12 protein-coding genes and 5 pseudogenes are annotated in these 17,908 nt (G+C 67.8%); 12 read left to right on the forward strand and 5 right to left on the reverse strand.

Going from position 1 to position 17,908, the window contains the following annotated elements; all coding sequences use genetic code 11:
• The first annotated feature begins 34 nt into the window (after positions 1 to 34).
• The 12 genes and pseudogenes from F1642_RS02815 (at position 35) to F1642_RS02860 (ending at position 14,692) form a co-directional block, all read left to right on the forward strand.
• A complete protein-coding gene (locus tag F1642_RS02815) occupies positions 35 to 1,621 on the forward strand; it encodes a lysine--tRNA ligase (protein WP_045999335.1) in 1,587 nt (528 codons plus the stop codon).
• 346 nt (positions 1,622 to 1,967) lie between these two features.
• Positions 1,968 to 2,975 (forward strand): glycoside hydrolase family 55 protein, encoded by a 1,008-nt coding sequence (locus F1642_RS15230; RefSeq protein WP_255522053.1) that lies wholly within the window; start codon positions 1,968 to 1,970, stop codon positions 2,973 to 2,975.
• Positions 2,976 to 4,117: 1,142 nt separating this feature from the next.
• Positions 4,118 to 4,912: pseudogene (locus F1642_RS15235) on the forward strand (SulP family inorganic anion transporter); the annotation flags it as partial.
• A gap of 118 nt (positions 4,913 to 5,030) precedes the next feature.
• Positions 5,031 to 5,183 (forward strand): annotated as a pseudogene (locus tag F1642_RS15240) (SulP family inorganic anion transporter); the annotation flags it as partial.
• Positions 5,184 to 5,189: 6 nt separating this feature from the next.
• Entirely contained in the window at positions 5,190 to 5,654 is a 465-nt protein-coding gene (locus F1642_RS15245; protein ID WP_255522101.1) for an STAS domain-containing protein, read from the forward strand.
• A gap of 179 nt (positions 5,655 to 5,833) precedes the next feature.
• A pseudogene (acs, locus tag F1642_RS02830) lies at positions 5,834 to 7,791 on the forward strand (acetate--CoA ligase).
• A 119-nt stretch (positions 7,792 to 7,910) separates the two neighbouring features.
• Positions 7,911 to 8,168: a DUF4212 domain-containing protein gene (locus tag F1642_RS02835; protein WP_042244402.1), complete on the forward strand. Its 258-nt coding sequence runs from the start codon at positions 7,911 to 7,913 to the stop codon at positions 8,166 to 8,168.
• Positions 8,169 to 8,178: 10 nt separating this feature from the next.
• Positions 8,179 to 10,086, forward strand: a pseudogene (locus F1642_RS02840) (sodium:solute symporter family protein).
• Positions 10,087 to 10,146: 60 nt separating this feature from the next.
• A pseudogene (locus F1642_RS02845) lies at positions 10,147 to 11,962 on the forward strand (DUF294 nucleotidyltransferase-like domain-containing protein).
• On the forward strand, positions 11,959 to 12,462 hold the full coding sequence (locus tag F1642_RS02850; RefSeq protein WP_127898357.1) for a hypothetical protein: 504 nt from the start codon (positions 11,959 to 11,961) through the stop codon (positions 12,460 to 12,462). Before F1642_RS02845 ends, F1642_RS02850 begins: the two are co-directional and overlap by 4 nt.
• Complete coding sequence (locus F1642_RS02855; protein WP_042244394.1) at positions 12,455 to 12,817, forward strand: response regulator transcription factor; 363 nt, start codon at positions 12,455 to 12,457, stop codon at positions 12,815 to 12,817. Before F1642_RS02850 ends, F1642_RS02855 begins: the two co-directional genes overlap by 8 nt.
• Positions 12,818 to 12,880: 63 nt before the next feature.
• Positions 12,881 to 14,692, forward strand: coding sequence for an exonuclease domain-containing protein (locus tag F1642_RS02860; RefSeq protein WP_255522054.1), 1,812 nt, complete (start codon positions 12,881 to 12,883; stop codon positions 14,690 to 14,692).
• Here the strand turns inward: F1642_RS02860 and F1642_RS02865 are convergent.
• The 5 genes from F1642_RS02865 to trpA form a co-directional block, all read right to left on the reverse strand.
• Entirely contained in the window at positions 14,689 to 15,069 is a 381-nt protein-coding gene (locus F1642_RS02865) for an AAA+ family ATPase (protein ID WP_194885399.1), read from the reverse strand. The two genes, F1642_RS02860 and F1642_RS02865, sit on opposite strands and share 4 nt — an antisense overlap.
• 38 nt (positions 15,070 to 15,107) lie before the next feature.
• Positions 15,108 to 15,692, reverse strand: a complete 585-nt coding sequence (locus F1642_RS02870) for a TerB family tellurite resistance protein (RefSeq protein WP_370582755.1) — start codon at positions 15,690 to 15,692, stop codon at positions 15,108 to 15,110.
• A gap of 222 nt (positions 15,693 to 15,914) precedes the next feature.
• Positions 15,915 to 16,409: an N-acetyltransferase family protein gene (locus F1642_RS02875; RefSeq protein ID WP_370582756.1), complete on the reverse strand. Its 495-nt coding sequence runs from the start codon at positions 16,407 to 16,409 to the stop codon at positions 15,915 to 15,917.
• Entirely contained in the window at positions 16,406 to 16,966 is a 561-nt protein-coding gene (locus F1642_RS02880; RefSeq protein ID WP_194885400.1) for a VOC family protein, read from the reverse strand. Before F1642_RS02880 ends, F1642_RS02875 begins: the two co-directional genes overlap by 4 nt.
• Positions 16,963 to 17,760 (reverse strand): tryptophan synthase subunit alpha, encoded by a 798-nt coding sequence (gene trpA, locus F1642_RS02885; protein ID WP_045983790.1) that lies wholly within the window; start codon positions 17,758 to 17,760, stop codon positions 16,963 to 16,965. Before trpA ends, F1642_RS02880 begins: the two co-directional genes overlap by 4 nt.
• Positions 17,761 to 17,908: the final 148 nt, after the last annotated feature.

A 17,908-nucleotide genomic window follows, 5' to 3' on the forward strand; every position in this document is an offset into this window, starting at 1 on the left:
ATAAGCGTTCCGGACCTCAACAGGAGATCCGACCATGACCACCCTGCGCGACGCCGCGATGCAATCGAAGGCTTGGCCGTTCGAAGAAGCGCGCCGGGTGCTGAAACGGTACGAGAAGCAGCCCCCCGAAAAGGGCTATGTCCTGTTCGAGACGGGCTATGGCCCCTCGGGCCTGCCCCATATCGGCACCTTCGGAGAGGTCGCGCGCACGACGATGATCCGCCGCGCCTTTCAGGAGATCAGCGACATCCCGACGCGGCTGATCTGTTTCTCGGACGATCTGGACGGCATGCGCAAGGTCCCCGAGAACGTCCCCGACCAGGAGATGCTGAAGGAGCACCTGCAGCTTCCCCTGACCTCGGTCCCCGATCCGTTCGGCGAATACGACAGCTTTGGCGGTCACAACAACGCCATGCTGCGCCGCTTTCTGGACACGTTCGGCTTCGACTACGAATTCGTCAGCGCGACCGAGTTCTACAAGTCCGGCCAGTTCGATGCGGTGCTGCTGCGCGCCGCCGAACGCTATGACGACATCATGGCGGTGATGCTGGCATCCCTGCGCGAAGAGCGTCAGCAGACCTATTCCTGCTTCCTGCCGATCAGCCCCAAGACGGGCCGCGTGCTGTATGTGCCGATCAAGCATGTCGACGCCAAGGCCGGGACCATCACGTTTGACGAGGACGGCGAGGAGATCACCCTGCCGGTCACCGGCGGCAATGTGAAGCTGCAGTGGAAGCCCGATTTCGGTGCGCGTTGGGCCGCGCTGGACGTCGACTTCGAGATGTATGGCAAGGATCACAGCACAAACACGCCGATCTATGACCGCATCTGCGAGATCCTGGGCGGCAAAAAGCCCGAGCATTTCACCTATGAGCTGTTCCTGGACCAGGACGGCCAGAAGATCAGCAAATCCAAGGGCAACGGCCTGTCGATCGACGACTGGCTGACCTATGCGTCCACGGAAAGCCTGTCCTATTTCATGTATCTCAAGCCCAAGACGGCCAAGCGGATGCATCTGGACGTGATCCCCAAGGCGGTGGACGAATACCACCAGCAGCTGCGCGCCTTTCCCGACCAGACCCCCGAACAGCAGCTGGCGAACCCTGTCTGGCACATCCACGGCGGCAACGTGCCGGCGTCCGACATGGCGATCCCGTTCCAGATGCTGCTGAACCTGGCATCCGTCGCGGGCGCCGCGGACAAGGAGGGGCTGTGGGGGTTCATCCGCCGCTATGCCCCCGAGGCCAGCCCCGAGACGCATCCCGGTCTGGATCAGGCTGCGGGCTTTGCGCTGCGCTATTTCACCGATTTCGTGGCCCCCTCGCGGCAGTTCCGCGAACCCACCGAAGTCGAGCGTGCCGCGATGCAGGACCTGGCCGATCGGCTGGCCGCATGGGACCAGCCCGCCGACCCCGAAACGCTGCAGTCGATGGTCTTCGCCGTCGGCAAGGAGCACGGGTTCGAGCCGCTGCGCGACTGGTTCGCGGCCCTGTACCAGGTGCTGCTGGGCGCGGACCAGGGGCCCCGGTTCGGCGGCTTCATCGCGCTTTACGGCGTGGATGAGACCCGTGACCTGATCCGGGACGCGCTTGACGGCAAGCTGGTCCTGAACCAAGGCTGACGTTGCGGACGGGGCCGTTGCGGCGCACGCTGCGTTCAGGCCCCGTTAACCTTTCATCAACTATTTCTGTCCGCATCACGGCGGGTCTTCCCGGACCCGCCCGCCATGCCGATACGGAAGGGATAGCCGATGAACATAGCGATCACGAACGGGCTTTTGCTGACCCCACCCGCCTTCAGGGCGGGCCTGGGCGTTTGGTCGCGCCAGCGACGGCACATCGGGCAGTCCCACCTGGGCCGATGCGGGCAATGCCGGCATCGTTCCCGCCGACCAGGATTTCGGTCCCTGCTTCGAGGTCGTCAAGCAGCAGACCACGACCAGCCTGCGCTTCATGGGAGAGACGCCGATGATCCCCGGCGTCTATCTGCGCGTGTCGGCGCGGGTCAAGATCGTCGCCGGGCCGCTGGCGAGCGTGCGCATCGCGGGCTGGGCGGGCGACGGGTCGCGCAATGCGGTCGCGGGCCTGGTCACCGCGGGGACGACCGTGGCGCTGCGCAACTACGGCGAGGTGGTCGAGGTCAGCGCCATCGTCGGCGTCGGCAACCGGCCGGGCGTCGATCTGCCGTGGGGCACGCGCGCGGTCTATGGGCATTTCGGTCTGGACCTGGTGGGCGCCAATGGCGGGGCGTTCCGGGTCGAATCGATCCGTATCGACGACATCACCGCGGCGTTCGTGCCGTCGCTGCTGGACTGGGTGGACGTGCGCGATTTCGGCGCGGTCGGCGATGGCGTCACGAACGACCGGGCCGCGTTCCTGGCAGCGGACCAAGCGGCGGCGGGCGGATCGATCGTGGTGCCCGCAGGGACGTTCTTCATCTCGGGCGACCTGTCGATCAACAGCCGCATCCGTTTCAAGGGCCGCCTCATCACCCCGCCCTCAACACGCGTGTCGCTGCTGCGCAGCTTTGATTTTCCGACCTATGCGGATGCCTTCGGCGACGAGACGCTTGGCATGAAAAAGGCGCTTCAGGCGCTGCTGGGCTATACCGACCACATCTCTCTGGACCTTGGCGGGCGCCGCGTGGACTTGGACGAACCGCTGATGCTGGCCGAACTGGCGCCCACGCTGGAGGGGTTTGCGAACCGCCGGGTGATCCAGAACGGCTCGATCCAGGCAAAGCCCGGCCCCGCATGGCAGACCGGCCGCGCGACCAGCCCCGGCACCTACAACCCGGCCCAGCCCTATCTGCTCAGCAACGTCGCCAATGTCGCGGCCATCGGAGGTCGGCAGCCGCATCATCGGCAGCGGCGTCGGCCGCGAGGTCTATGTGAACGCCAAGAACGTCGCCCAGGGCACGCTGACCCTGTCGCAGCCGCTTTATGGCGGCGCGGGGACGCGGCAGTACAGTTTTGAACGCTATCGCTATCTGTTCGACTTTTCGGGCGTGCGCGAACTGAGCCGCCTGAACTTCTCCAAGGTCGATTTCGGCTGCGACCGCATCGCCAGTGGCGTGATGCTGCCCCAGCAGGGAGAGATGATCCAGTTCGCCGATTGCTACTTCACCCGTCCGATGGACCGGGCGATCACCTCGATCGGGCGCGGCTGCCAGGACCTGCTGGTCGATAACTGTCAGTTCATCTCGAACGATCTCGACCTGCCGGCGCAACAGCGCACCACGGTCGCGATCAACGTGAACGCCAACGACATCAAGATCCGCAACAACCGCTTCGTGCGGTTCGCGCATTTCATGGTGGCGAACGGCGGTGGCCACATCATCAGCGGCAACCACTGGTTCCAGGGCGACGGGTCGGGGCAGGGGCTGCGCTATGCGGGCCTGGTGCTGACCCAGCCCAACGTGCAGACGACGGTGTCGGGCAACTATATCGACAACGCCTCGATCGAATGGACCAACGAACACAGCGCCATCCCAAACTTCACCGGGTCCGAGTTCAGCTTTGGCGGCCTGACCCTGACGGGCAACACCTTCCTGTGTTCGAACACCGTTGCGTGGTTCACCTGGATCACCGTCAAGCCCTATGGCTCGGGGCATTTCATCCAGGGGCTGAACGTCGTGGGGAACGTCTTCAAGGCGCTTTACGGCAACGTGGAGCGGATCGACCGGGTCGACACCTCGATCGCCGACCTGAACTACAACAGCATGCGAAACCTGCAGTTCGAGGCGAACACCTTCAACGGCATCAACACCTATGTGTCGAACCCGCTGATGATCCAGCTGACCCAGAACACCGCGACGGCGACCTGGACCACGCCGGTCCTGACCGGCCTGCCATTCCAGGGCTGGGCGCGGTCCGTCCAGTCCGTCGTGACCGAGGTCGCGCTGCAGTCGACCAGCGGCGCCCGTGTCGATGCGACCCCGACGGTCGTGCCGGATTCGGGCACGTCAAAACGCCAGATCCGGCTGACCTGGTCACAGCCCCTGCGCGGCCGGGTCTGCATCTATGCGCGGATGGATCGCCCGCAATAGCACGATCATGCTGTTGACAGGCGCCTTGGGCCGGGGGCAACCTCGGCCCAAGGCCATGTGCGGAGGATCCATGGGCTATCGCCCCGCCTTTCTGGATCTTTCATTCGATCTCAAGGACCTGCAGGCAGGACTTACGGTCGCCATCGTGGCGCTGCCGCTGTCTCTGGCGATCGCCATCGCCAGTGGCGTCGGTCCCGACCGCGGGCTGGTCACGGCCATCGTGGGCGGGTTCCTGGTCAGCGCCATGGGCGGGTCACGCCACCAGATCGGCGGCCCGGCAGGCGCGTTCATCGTGCTGGTCGCGGGCTGCGTCGCGGCGATCGGCATCGACGGCCTGATCCTGGCCACGATGCTGTCCGGTGCAATGCTGGCGGTGCTGGGCCTGCTGCGTCTTGGCGGCACGATCCGGCTGGTGCCCTATCCGGTGATCTTGGGGTTCACTGCCGGGATTGCGGTGATCATCGCCGCAAGCCAGCTGCGCGACCTGTTGGGCCTAACGCTGTCCGTGCCCGAACCTGCCGCGCTGCTGCCCAAGCTGTCCGCCCTGTGGCAGGCCCGTGCCACGGCTGATCCGCAGGTCATCGGCGTCGCACTGACCGCGGTCGCGGTTATCGTGATCGCACAGCGCCTGGCGCCCCGCCTGCCGGCGCTGCTGCTGGGGATCGTCGCCGCCACCCTTGCCGCACAGGTGCTGGACGCGCCATCGGTCTTTGATCGCTTCGGCGCGCTGCCGGCCGGTCTGCCGATGCCGATGCTGCCCGCGCTTGACTGGGTGTCCGTTCAGGCGGCGCTGCCCTTCGCGGTGGGCTTCACCTTGCTGGGGGCGATCGAATCGCTTCTGTCGGCGATGGTCGCCGACCAGATGGCCGGCACCCGCATGCGTCCCGATGACGAGTTGATCGGGCAGGGGCTTGCCAATATCGGGGGCGGGTCTGTTCGGCGGCTTTTGCGTCACCGGCACCATCGCGCGGACGGCGACCAACGTGAAGGCCGGAAGTCGCGGCCCGGCATCGGGGATGATCCACGCCGCGCTGCTGCTGGCCTTCCTGATCGTCGCGGCGCCGCTGGTCGGGGCCATTCCCCTGGCCGGCCTGGCGGGGCTTCTGATGGTTGTTGCTTGGAAGATGATCGAATGGCACGCGATGATCAGCCTGACCCGCATCGACCGGGCCGAGGCGGGGGTGATGGCCGCGACCTTCCTGGGCGTGATCCTGCATGATCTGACGACCGGCATCCTGATCGGCATGGCGCTGACCGGGATGCTGTTCATCGCGCGGATGTCGCGCGAGGGGACCGCCCATGCCCCCGCAGCCGACCCCGATGGCCCGGCGGACCGGATGGTGATCCATCTGTCCGGGCCGGTCTTCTTCGGCTCGGTCGCGCGGATCGAGGGGGCGCTGGCCCGGATCGACGCGCATCCCCGCCTGCTGCTTCTGGACATGTCACAGGTCACGCTGATCGATCGAAGCGGTGCCCAGATGATCCGCGACCTGTCCGACCGGCTGGCGCGCCGCGGAACCCGGGTCGTGGCGGTCCATGCGCGGCCGGTGCTTCGGGCGGGACTGCACGGCAGCGTCACGGTTGCCGAGGACTCTGCCCGTTTGTGAAGCATTGACAGGATCGGTGATCCTCAAGTCAATTCATTTACAAAATTTCCGTTTGTAAAAAACAAGTTAACTTGTTCCCTCATCTGTGATTAACATGGTGGCGACGCAGCGTTGCGCCCACACCCTGACAAGGGTCGTCGCGGCCGGGCTGCAGCATGGCGACGACGAGGGGGAAAGTCATGACCGCTGAAAACATTCGCAAACACGCCATTCCGGCCGGTCTGGAGGACGCTCATGCCGGCCCCGAGGATTATGCGCGGCTGTATGACGAATCGATCCGCGACCCGCAGGGCTTCTGGTCCCGCGAGGGGCAGCGGCTGGACTGGATGACGCCCTATACCAAGGTCAAGAACACCGACTTCACCCTGGGGCAGGTCAGCATCAAGTGGTTCGAGGACGGGGTCCTGAACGCCTCGGTCAACTGCATCGACCGCCACCTGCCGACCCGTGCCAACCAGACCGCGATCATCTTCGAACCCGACGATCCGCAGACGCCCGCCCAGCACATCACCTATGCCCAGCTGTCCGAAAAGGTGAACCGGTTCGCCAACGTCCTGCTGAGCCAGGGCGTGATGCGCGGCGACCGCGTGGTGATCTATCTGCCGATGATCCCCGAGGCCGCCTATGCGATGCTGGCCTGTGCGCGCATCGGGGCGATCCATTCGATCGTCTTCGCGGGCTTTTCGCCCGATGCGCTGGCCAACCGGATCAACGACAGCGGCGCCAAGGTTCTGGTCACCGCGGACACCGCGCCGCGTGGCGGCCGGCGCACGAACCTGAAATCGAACGCCGACGCGGCACTGCTGCATTGTTCGGACAAGGTGCGCTGCCTTGTGGTCAAGCATACCGGCGACCAGACCACCTGGGTCGAGGGGCGCGACATCGACGTCAAGGCGCAGATGGAGCAGGTCGCCCCCGACTGTCCGCCCCGCCCCATGGGCGCCGAGGATCCGCTGTTCATCCTGTATACGTCGGGATCGACCGGCAAGCCGAAGGGCGTCGTGCACACGACCGGCGGCTATCTGGTCTATGCCGCGATGACGCATCAGTACACGTTCGACTACAAGGACGGCGACGTCTTCTGGTGCACGGCGGATGTGGGGTGGGGTCACCGGCCACAGCTATATCGTCTATGGCCCGCTGGCCAACGGCGCCACGACCGTCATGTTCGAGGGTGTCCCGACCTGGCCCGATGCCGGGCGCTTCTGGCAGGTCTGCGCCAAGCACAAGGTCACCCAGTTCTATACCGCACCGACGGCCATCCGCGCGCTGATGGCCAAGGGGCCCGAGCCGGTCGAGGCGCATGACCTGTCGTCGCTGCGCATCTTGGGCACCGTCGGAGAGCCAATCAACCCCGAGGCCTGGAACTGGTATAGCGAACATGTCGGCAAGGGCCGCTGCCCCCATCGTCGACACCTGGTGGCAGACGGAGACCGGTGGCCACCTGATCACGCCGCTGCCCGGCGCGATCGAGACAAAGCCCGGATCGGCCACGGTGCCGTTCTTCGGCGTGGTCCCGGTGATCCTGGACGCGGCCTCGGCCGAGGTGCAGCAGGGCGACCCGGCCGAGGGCGTGCTGTGCGTCGGCGACAGCTGGCCCGGCCAGATGCGGACCCTGTGGGGCGATCACGCCCGCTTCGAGGAGGCGTATTTCCAGCAGTATCCCGGCTATTACTTCACCGGCGACGGCTGCCGGCGGGACGAGGACGGCTATTACTGGATCACCGGTCGCGTCGATGACGTCATCAACGTCAGCGGCCACCGCATGGGCACGGCCGAGGTCGAATCCGCCCTGGTCGCCCATGAGAAGGTCGCCGAGGCCGCGGTCGTGGGATATCCGCACCCCATGAAGGGGCAGGGCATCTATGCCTATGTCACGCTGATGAACGGCGTAGACCCCTCGGAGGAGCTGCGCGCCGATCTGGAGAAATGGGTCCGCACCGAGATCGGCCCGATCGCCAAGCCGGACCTGATCCAGTGGGCGCCGGGCCTGCCCAAGACGCGGTCCGGCAAGATCATGCGCCGCATCCTGCGCAAGATCGCGGAAAACGACCACGGCACCCTGGGCGACACCTCGACCCTGGCCGAGCCCGAGGTCGTGGACGATCTGATCGCCAACCGCATGAACCGCGGCTGACGACCGGCCGGGGGCCCTGGCGCCCCCGCAAACCTGCCCGCGCCCATCGCCGGGGACGGGCTTGGAAGAACACTAGGGCGGAGTGACAGACATGTCTGAACAGGGAGGGACCTAGGGACATGAGTGACAGACAATCCTCGAATGCCTATTGGCAGGCCAATCTACGCATCATCTACATTTGCCTCGCGATTTGGGCGCTGGTGTCCTACGGCTTCGGCATCATCCTGCGGCCGCTGCTGTCGGGCATCTCGGTGGGCGGAACGGATCTGGGATTCTGGTTCGCGCAGCAGGGGTCGATCCTGTGCTTCATCGCGCTGATCTTCTTCTACACCTGGCGCATGAACCGCCTGGACGCCGAACACGGCGTGGACGAGTGAGGACCCAGCCATGAGCCAATTCACCCTGAACCTGCTGGTCATCTGCGCCTCGTTCGCGCTGTATATCGGCATCGCCATCTATTGCCGGGCGAAATCCACGGCCGAATTCTATGCCGCCAACCGTGGCGTCGGACCGGTCATGAACGGCATGGCGACGGCTGCCGACTGGATGTCGGCCGCGTCCTTCATCTCGATGGCGGGCCTGATCGCCTTCACGGGCTATGACAACTCGACCTACCTGATGGGCTGGACGGGTGGCTACGTGCTGCTGGCCCTGCTGCTGGCGCCCTATCTGCGCAAGTTCGGCAAGTTCACCGTGCCGGAATTCATCGGCGACCGCTTCTATTCGCGCACCGCGCGGATCATCGGCGTGATCTGCCTGCTGATCGTCTCGATCACCTACGTGATCGGCCAGATGACCGGCGTGGGCGTCACCTTCTCGCGCTATCTCGAGGTGTCGAACGCGACCGGCCTGTGGATCGGCGCGGCGCTGGTGTTCTGCTATGCCGTTCTTGGCGGCATGAAGGGCATCACCTACACGCAGGTCGCGCAGTATGTCGTGCTGATCATCGCCTACACGATCCCGGCGGTGTTCATCTCGCTGCAGCTGACGGGCAACTTCCTGCCACCCTTGGGCCTGTTCGGCACGCATGAGGGATCGGGCGTGGCGTTCCTGGCGCAGCTGGACGGTCTGGTGACCGACCTGGGCTTCCGCGCCTATACCGAGCACCACAACTCGACCCTGGACATGGTCCTGTTCACGATGGCGCTGATGATCGGCACCGCGGGTCTGCCGCACGTGATCATCCGCTTCTTCACCGTGCCCAAGGTGTCCGATGCCCGCAAGTCGGCAGGCTGGGCGCTGGTCTTCATCGCGCTGCTCTATACCGTCGCTCCGGCGGTGGGTTCGATGGCGCGCTTCAACCTGACCGCGACCATGTGGCCGGGCGCCGCGCAGGGCGAGACCTTCAGCCAGCCCGCCGTATCGCTGGCCGACATCGAGACCAGCGAGGACCTGGCCTGGATGCGCAACTGGCAGACCACCGGCCTGCTGAACTGGGAGGACAAGAACGGCGACGGCCTGATCCAGTACTACAACGACGGAGCCGCCGCACAGGCGACCGCGCTGGCCGCGGCCCGCACCAGCGGCGACCAGGCGGCGATCGACGCGGCCCAGGCCGCCTATGACGCCCGTTTGGCCGAAACCCATGCCGCCCTGCCGGGCGCCCCCCGCGGTCGAGCAGAACTGGGTCGGGAACGAGCTGACCACCGTGAACAACGACATCATGGTGCTGGCCAACCCCGAAATCGCCAACCTGCCGGGCTGGGTCATCGCCATCGTCGCTGCCGGCGGCCTGGCCGCCGCCCTGTCGACCGCGGCGGGTCTGCTGCTGGCGATCTCGGGCGCCGTGTCCCACGACCTGATCAAGGGCACGCTGCGCCCGAACATCAGCGAAAAGGGCGAACTGATGGCCGCGCGCGTCTCGATGGCGCTGTCGATCCTGGTCGCGACCCTGCTGGGCCTGAACCCGCCGGGCTTTGCGGCCCAGACCGTGGCACTGGCCTTCGGCCTTGCGCCAGCTCGATCTTCCCGGTGCTGATGATGGGGATCTTCTCCAAGCGTGTCGGCAAGGAAGGCGCGATCGCCGGCATGATCGCGGGCATGCTGTCTACGATCCTCTACATCTTCGCCTACAAGGGCTGGTTCTTCATCGCGGGGACCAACATGTTCCCCGATACGCCCGACGCCTGGCTGTTCGGCATCTCGCCGGCCTCCTTCGGCACCGTGGGCGCGGTGATCAACTTTGCGGTCGCCTTCGGCGTCTCGGCCGTCAGCAAGCGTCCCCCCGCCCATGTGCAGGAACTGGTCGAATCGATCCGTGTCCCGCGCGGTGCGGGCGGTGCCGTCGCGCACTGATCATGCTGCCGCGTCCCCGACCGGGGGCGCGGCACCCTCCTTCCCACAAGGTCACCCCGGATGCCCGACAGCATTGTCGATTTCATCGCCACCGTGCATCCCTATGACAGCCTGAAGCGGGACGAGCTGGCGCGCGTCGCCACCTCCTTCAGCCGCAGGACATTCGCCCCCGGCGACCTGATCTATCAGTTCGGAGACCGCCTGCCGGGCCTGTACCTGATCGAAAGCGGCCAGGTCGCGGTCACCGACCGCAACGGCGACAGCGTATCCCAGCTGGGGCCGCGCAATTCCTTCGGCGAACGCGGCCTGCTGCGCGACGGGGTGGCGGTCACATCGGCGCGGGTCATGGACCGGCCGGCGGTGATCCTGATGTTGCCCCGGGCAGAGGTGACGCGCCTGATCGCTGACCATCGCGCGGTCGCCCGGTTCTTCGACCGGGGAAGGGGACCCTCCGACCGCGGGGGCGACCTGGCCCGGCTCAAGGTGGGGGAACTGCTGTCGGGCAAACCGGTCAGCTGCACCCCCGACACCCCGATCATCGAAGCCGCCCGGCAGATGCGCGACGCCCGCGTCAGCAGCCTGGGCATCACCCAAGGCGGCCGCCTGATCGGGCTGGTCACCATCCGCGACATGTCGAACCGCGTGGTGGCCGAAGGGCGCGACATGCGTCAGCCGGTCAGCGCCGTGATGACGCCCGACCCGGTGACCTTGGCCCCCACGGCCTTGGGCTATGACGTGCTGAACATCATGCTGGAACGGCGCATCGGGCATCTGCCGGTGGTCGATGACGGCCGTTTCGTCGGCATGATCAGCCAGACCGACCTGACGCGGGTCCAGGCAATTTCCGCCGCGGGGGCTGATCCGGCAGGTCGCCAAGGCGCGCGACACCGCACAGATGGCCGCCATCACGGCCCGCATCCCCGAACTGCTGACGCAGTTGGTTCAGGCCCGCCAGCGGCACGAAATCATCACCCGCATGATCACCGACATCGCCGACGCGGTCACGCGCCGCCTGCTGGACCTGACGGCCGCCGACCTTGGGCCTGCGCCCGCCGCCTGGTGCTGGGCCGCCTGCGGCAGCCAGGGCCGTCAGGAACAGACCGGCACCAGCGATCAGGACAACTGCCTGATCCTGGCGCCCGGCGCCGATCCGAAGGACCCGTGGTTCACCACCTTGGCGCGGCGGGTCAGCGACGGGCTGCATGCCTGCGGCTATGTGCATTGCCCGGGCGACATGATGGCGACCAATTCGCGCTGGTGTCAGCCGCTGGACGTCTGGCAGGGCTATTTCCGCGACTGGATCACCCATCCCAGCCCCGAGGCGCAGATGCTGGCCTCGGTCATGTTCGACCTACGCGCCATCGGCGGCGACGGCGAGTTGCTGGGCGACCTGCAGGACGGAACCTTGGAAGCGGCCTCGAAGAATTCGATTTTCATCGCGCATATGGTTGGAAATTCACTGAAACATCGACCTCCGCTTGGCCTGATCGGCGGCTTTGCCACGATCCGGACCGGAGAGCATCGCCACCATATCGACATGAAGCACAACGGCGTGGTTCCGATGACCGACCTGGCGCGGGTCTATGCCCTGCAGGGGCGCATCGGCGCGGTCAACACACGTGCCCGGCTGGAGGAGGCCGAGGCGCGGGGCGTGATCTCGGCCACGGGCGGGCGCGACCTGATCGCGGCCTATGACATGATCCAGACCGTGCGGCTTGAGAATCAGGCGCATCTGGTCAGGGCGGGGCGCAGGCCCGACAACTACCTCTCACCGGCGGATCTGTCGGATTTCGAACGCAGCCACCTGCGCGACGCCTTCGTCGTCGTGCGCGGAATGCAGTCGGCGGTGGGACATGGCAAGGGGATGCTGGGATGACAGGGATCGGAAGCGATCTGATCGGGGTGATCGCCGCGGCGGTCGGGGCGGCGGCGGTGCTTTATGCCGGGATGCATCTGGCGCGCAAGCTGGGCCTGTCGCCCGCCGCCTGGCTGCTGCCGGCGGGCATCGGGCTGTCGATGGTCGCCTATTCGGTGTGGAACGACTATGCATGGTTCGACCGCGCGCAGGCCAGCCTGCCTGCCGGTTCGCAGGTACTGGTCGTGGGACATGACAGCCAGCCCTGGGCGCCCTGGACCTATCTGTTCCCGGTCGAGACGCGGTTTGCCGCGCTGGACCCCGCGCAGATCACGCAGGGCGCGGACGGCACGCGCCGTGCGCCGATCATGCTGGTGGAGCGCCGCGGCCAGACCGTGATCGTGCCGCAGGACTTCGACTGCGCGGGCGCGCGGATCCGTCCGGGACGTGCCGACTGGATGCCCGCGGGCGATGATGCGGCCTTTGCCACCGTCTGCCCGGATGGAGGGACCAATGGCTGACATCTTGGTCATCGAGGATGAGGACAACATCGCCACCGCGCTGGATTTCCTGCTGACCCGCGACGGCCATCGCCATGACCGCATCGCCACCGGACGCGGCGCCGTCGACCGCATCCGCCAGACGCGGCCGGACCTGGTCCTGCTGGACGTGATGCTGCCCGAGGTATCTGGGTATCAAATCGTCCAGGACGTGCGCGCCGATCCCGACCTGGCGGGGGTGCGGGTGCTGATGATGACTGCACGCGGTTCCGTGGTCGAACGGCGCAAGGGGCTGGCGCTAGGCGCCGACGGCTTTATCGCAAAGCCCTTCGAACTGGCCGAGTTGCGGGCCGAGATGGCCCGCCTGCTGTCCTGATGCGCCGGCGCATCCTGATGCTGTTTCCTGGCCGCGCTGGTTGCGGCGCTGGTCCTGGCGGGGTTGGCGCTGTGGCGGGTGGTGCAGGGCGGGCAGGATGCGGTGATCCAGGCCGCGATGATCGCGGGCCTTGGCCTGCTGGGGCTGATGACCGCGCTGTGGTTCCTGTTCGACCGGCACCTGGCCCGGCCGCTGGAATCGCTGGCCGGGGCGTTGCGGACCGGGCGCGTTCCCGACCTGGCGCAGGCCCGTCACCTTGCCGATCTGGGCCCGGCCGCACGGGACGCGGCCCTGGCGCGCGAACGGTCCGACCAGGCGCTGGCGCAGGCGCTGCAGCATCACGCCGCCGAAACCCTGCGCGAAAAGGCCAGCCTGGAGGCGATCCTGGCCGATTTCGGCGCGGGCGCGGTCATGGCCGACGCACGGGGGCGGGTGGTGTTCTATAACGCCAGCGCGGCGCGGCTGCTGCCGGGGCTGGCGCTGGACCGGGCGCTGGACACGCTTTTGACGTCGGGCGCGTTGCGGGCGGCACAGATGCGGCTGTCGGCGGGGGCCGCCGCGACGGACCTGACCTGCCTGACGGTCGGTGGTGTCCGCCTGTCGGGTCGGTTGCGCGCGATCGACGACGGGCTGCTGCTGATCCTGCGCGATGGCGCGGTCCAGCGCCCCGCGCCTCGCGACACGCTGGAGGCGCTGCGCCGCCATGCCTCCACCCTGGTTCCGATGCTGGACGCGCTGGACGGGCCGATCCCGCCCGCGTTGGCTCAGGCGATCCGCGCCGAGGGGCAGGGCTTGGCCAACGCCACACGCAGCCTGTCCAGGATCATGGCCAGCGATGCGCCCGGCACGGTGGCTGCGCTGACGGAACTGGCCGCGGGGCTGGAGGCCGCGGATCTGCCGCCCCTGGCGTTCCGTGCAGAGGCGGCCAGCCTGAACGCGCTGCTGCTTCTGCTGGATGCCCGGCTGCGCGCCCTGGGTCACACCCCGGTGCTGTCGGTCCGGCCGGACCCTGACGACCAGATGCGGCTGGTGCTGGACTGGCGCGGGTCGCCGGTGCCCATCGACCTGCTGGAGGGTTGGCTGACCGCCGCCCCCGATCCCGGCCAGCCCGATGTGACGGGGGCGGAGATATTGGCCCGCCACGGCACCGGCATCTGGCCGGAAACCGACGGCGCAAGGGCGCGGCTGGTCATGCCGCTGGCCTTGGCGCAGGGCGTCGCGGACGGATCGGGGGTGACCTATGATTTCGCCTTGGCGACGCGGGGGGCGGCGTCGTCGCGGCTGGCGGACCTGACCTGCGTGGTCTTTGATACCGAGACCACGGGGCTGACAGATCGCGATCGGATCGTCCAGATCGCCGGTCTGCGCCTGGCGCGCGGCCGCCTGACCGGGGAACGGTTCGAGACGCTGGTGAACCCCGGCTGTCCCATTCCCCCGGCCTCGACCGCGATCCATCACATCACCGACGCGATGGTGGCCGACGCCCCGGATCTGACCGCGGCGCTGACGGCGTTCCGGCATTTCTGCGACGACAGCGTGCTGATCGCGCATAACGCGCCCTTCGACATGGGCTTTCTGCGGCGCGCCGAGGCGCAGACCGGCACGCGGTTCGACAACCGGGTGCTGGACACGGTGCTGCTGTCGGCGATGGTCTGGGGTCAGTCAGAGGTCCATACGCTCGATGCGCTGACCGAGCGTCTTGGCATCGCCATCCCGCCTGAGGCCCGGCATACCGCGATGGGCGATACCATCGCCACCGCGCAGGCCTATCTGGCGCTGATCCCCGCGCTGGAGGCCAAGGGCATCACCCGATTCGAGGAGGTCGTGGCCAAGGCCCGCGACCACCGCGCACTGATCGCCGACGCGAACCGCTAAAGCGCGATCTGCGGCTGGTCCGTGGAGGGGTCTTCGTCGGGGCGCAGCGTGTCGCCCAAGGGCGGCGGCGCGGGCGCGTCTTCGCGGCGTCGGATCAGGATGTCGCCGTTGGGCAGGCGTTCCGGCGCCTGATAGTTGCGGATGTCATCGACCTGCGCGGCCAGATCCTGCAGGACGGGGCCCATCTGGCGCAGAGCGCCGGCCAGGTCCTGTGCCAGGGGCGACGTGGCACCGGGCTCCTCCTCGCCCCACAACTGCCCCATGATCGCGCCGAGGCCGCGTTCCAGGAACCCCGGTTCCTCCGGCGGGTCCTGCGCAAAGGCGGGGGCGGACATCAGGGCAAGGCACAGGGCAGCGGGGGTCAGGATGCGTGTCATGGGCCAAAGATGGGCAGTGCCGGCCCGCCGCGCAAGGTTCAGGCGGCCCCGGCCTGCAGATTGCCGCGATAGAGGTTGCGATAGCTGTCCCAGGCCTCGTTGAGGCGACGGGTGCGGGCCTCGGCCAGGCGGATGGCTTCGGGGGGCAGGCCGCGGCCGATGGCGTGGTCGGGGTGATTCTCGCGCAGCAGCTGGCGCCAGCGGCGCTTGACCTCGGGCAGGGGAGTGTCGGGGGCGACGCCCAGAACCTCGCAGGGCGGGCAGCCGGCGCCCTTGTCATGCCGCCGCCGGATCGCGGCAATCTGCGCGGGCGCCAGCCCGAAGATGCGACCGACCTCGTCCAGGAACGCGATCTCGGCGGGCTGCAGCGCACCGTCGGCCACGGCGATGACGAACAGCCCCTCCATCACGTCCAGAAGGACCGGATCGCCGGGCTGGAACATCGACGCCATCTTGCGCGCCCAGGCATCGAATCCGGCCACGTCCTTGCGGGCCAGATCGAAGACGCGGGCGGCGTTCTTCTCCTCGGACCGGGGGATGATGAACACCCGGCGAAAGGCCGCGACCTCGGAGCGTTCGACGGTGCCGTCGACCTTGGCCAGCTTCGCCCCAAGCGCGATCACCGCAATGGTGAAGGCGACCGACCGTTCCGGCGGGCGTCGCCGGACGATTCGTCCACAGGAACACGGTGATGCGGTCGGCCATCCGCTGCCAGAAGCTGCGGGGCCTTGGCAGGTCAGGGCAGGGGCCCGTGCAAGTCTCGGGGGTGGTGCAGCAATCCATGCCCCAAGGTTAGCGCCGAAACCGGCCAAGCGATAGGGGCGCATTGCCGCCGCGGCGGCATGCTAGGCCGAAAGATCGCGCCCCATCAGCACAAGGTCGTGAAACTGCCCGAATTTCCATCCCGCCGCCGGGATGCGGCCCCATTCGGCATAGCCCATGGCCCGGTGGAAGGCGATCGAGCCCTCGTTCGACCCGGTGATCCCGCCGATCAGGATGCGGTGGCCGTGCTGGCGGGCGTGGTCCTGAACGGCGGTCAGCATGGCCCGTCCTACCCCGCGTCCCCGCGCATCCGGAGCCGCGTGGATCGTGTGTTCCATGCTGCGCGCATAGCCCGCACCGCCGCGAAACTGGGAATAGGTGGAAAAGCCCAGAAGCCGGTCGCCCTCGGCCGCTACGATGAAGGCCTGTCCGGCCGCCTGCCGCTCTGCGATCAGGGCCGCGATCTGGTCATGGCTGCGCTCATCGGGCCAGAAGGTGATGGCGGTGTCGCGGACGATGGGGTTCCAGATGGCCGCGATGGCGGGCACATCGGCGGCGGTCGCGTCGCGCAGGATCACAGCGTCACCTCTCCGTCCGGGGTTGCCAGGGTCGCGGTCAGGGGCGTACCCGCCCCGGTCAGCATCAACCGACGGTCGTCCAGCTCAAGCCGGTCCAGCGGCAGGGTCAGCCGCGTCAGGCGCACCCCGCGATCGGGCAGGCGGTCGGACGGGTGCGGCCCGTCATCCCAGTCGATCAGCATGGGCTGCGCCCCGTCGCGCGGCATCTGGCCGGCCAGCGGCAGGGTGATCTGCCATGACAGGTCGCCGCGCCGGGCCTGCACGACGCGCGTGCCTGCAGGTGCGCGCAGCGGCGTCGCGCGCATCACCCAGCCCGCCACCCGCGGCGGGCCGTCGAACCCGTCCAGCCCGAACCAGCAGGGCTGGACATCGGCCTCCGGATCGGGCGCGATCAGTTCCAGGTATTCCCCCGGCCCAAGCGACATCAGGCGGTTGTGCGTGCCCATGCCCGGATGGCGCCCGCCCGGTTCCAGCGTCAGGCCGCGACCGGCCAGCCACGCGGCCCCTTCGTCCAGGGTGCGGGCGGCGATGGCCACATGATCGAAGGCCAGGCTCACCCGCGATGGGCGCCCGCGGCCAGGTCGCGGACGAAGGCCAGGATTTCCGGGACGGGGCGCCCCTCGCCGATCTGCTTGACGATGGCGCTGCCGACGACGCAGCCGTCGGCGACGGACGCGATCGCCTCGGCGGCCTCCGGGGTCGAGATGCCAAAGCCCACGACGACCGGCAGGCCGGCGGCGGCGCGGATGCGCGCGACCTCGGGGGCGACGTCGGCGGCATTGGCTGCGGCCGCGCCGGTGATCCCCGTGACGCTGACGTAATAGACGAAGCCCGTGATGTTCCTGACCACCGCAGGCAGACGGCGGTCGTCGGTCGTCGGCGTCGCCAGGCGGATGAAGTTCAGCCCCGCGGCCGTGGCGGGCACGCAGAGTTCGGAATCCTCCTCGGGGGGCAGGTCGACGACGATCAGGCCGTCGATCCCCGCCTCGACCGCATCCGTCAGGAACTGGGTCACGCCGCCCTTTCGGGCATAGATCGGATTGTAATAGCCCATCAGCACGATGGGCGTCGTGGTGTCGTCGCGCCGGAATTCGCGCACGATGTCCAGCGTGCGGCTGACGCTGCCGCCCTGGGCCAGGGCGCGCTGGCCCGCCGCCTGGATCGTGCTGCCATCGGCCATCGGGTCGGTGAAGGGCATGCCCAGTTCGATGATGTCCACCCCCGCGTCGGGCAGGCCGCGCATGATCTGCAGCGCGGTCGCATCGTCGGGGTCTGATGCCATCATGTAGGCCACGAAGGCCTTCTTGCCCTGGGCCTTGAGCGCCGCAAACCTGTCGTCGATTCTGGTCATGTCCGTCCCTGCATTCTTTGGCACAATCCCTAGCGCGCATGGGGGGTGGGGTGCAATCTCCGGGCGCGGGTCGGGCGCGGGCCGGGCCGAGGCTGGACTTGGCCGCGCGGGGCGCGTAACAGGCGCGGGATATTCAGACGGGAAAGGG

The organism is Paracoccus sp. NBH48, assembly GCF_015390265.1.
GTDB lineage: Bacteria > Pseudomonadota > Alphaproteobacteria > Rhodobacterales > Rhodobacteraceae > Paracoccus > Paracoccus marcusii.

Excerpts from the sequence above, each read along its gene's own strand:
- F1642_RS02815 (WP_045999335.1), top strand. The coding sequence starts at position 35 with ATGACCACCCTGCGCGACGCCGCGATGCAATCGAAGGCTTGGCCGTTC.
- F1642_RS15230 (WP_255522053.1), top strand. The coding sequence starts at position 1,968 with ATGATCCCCGGCGTCTATCTGCGCGTGTCGGCGCGGGTCAAGATCGTC.
- F1642_RS15245 (WP_255522101.1), top strand. The coding sequence starts at position 5,190 with ATGATCAGCCTGACCCGCATCGACCGGGCCGAGGCGGGGGTGATGGCC.
- F1642_RS02835 (WP_042244402.1), top strand. The coding sequence starts at position 7,911 with ATGAGTGACAGACAATCCTCGAATGCCTATTGGCAGGCCAATCTACGC.
- F1642_RS02850 (WP_127898357.1), top strand. The coding sequence starts at position 11,959 with ATGACAGGGATCGGAAGCGATCTGATCGGGGTGATCGCCGCGGCGGTC.
- F1642_RS02855 (WP_042244394.1), top strand. The coding sequence starts at position 12,455 with ATGGCTGACATCTTGGTCATCGAGGATGAGGACAACATCGCCACCGCG.
- F1642_RS02865 (WP_194885399.1), bottom strand. The coding sequence starts at position 15,069 with ATGACACGCATCCTGACCCCCGCTGCCCTGTGCCTTGCCCTGATGTCC.
- trpA (WP_045983790.1), bottom strand. The coding sequence starts at position 17,760 with ATGACCAGAATCGACGACAGGTTTGCGGCGCTCAAGGCCCAGGGCAAG.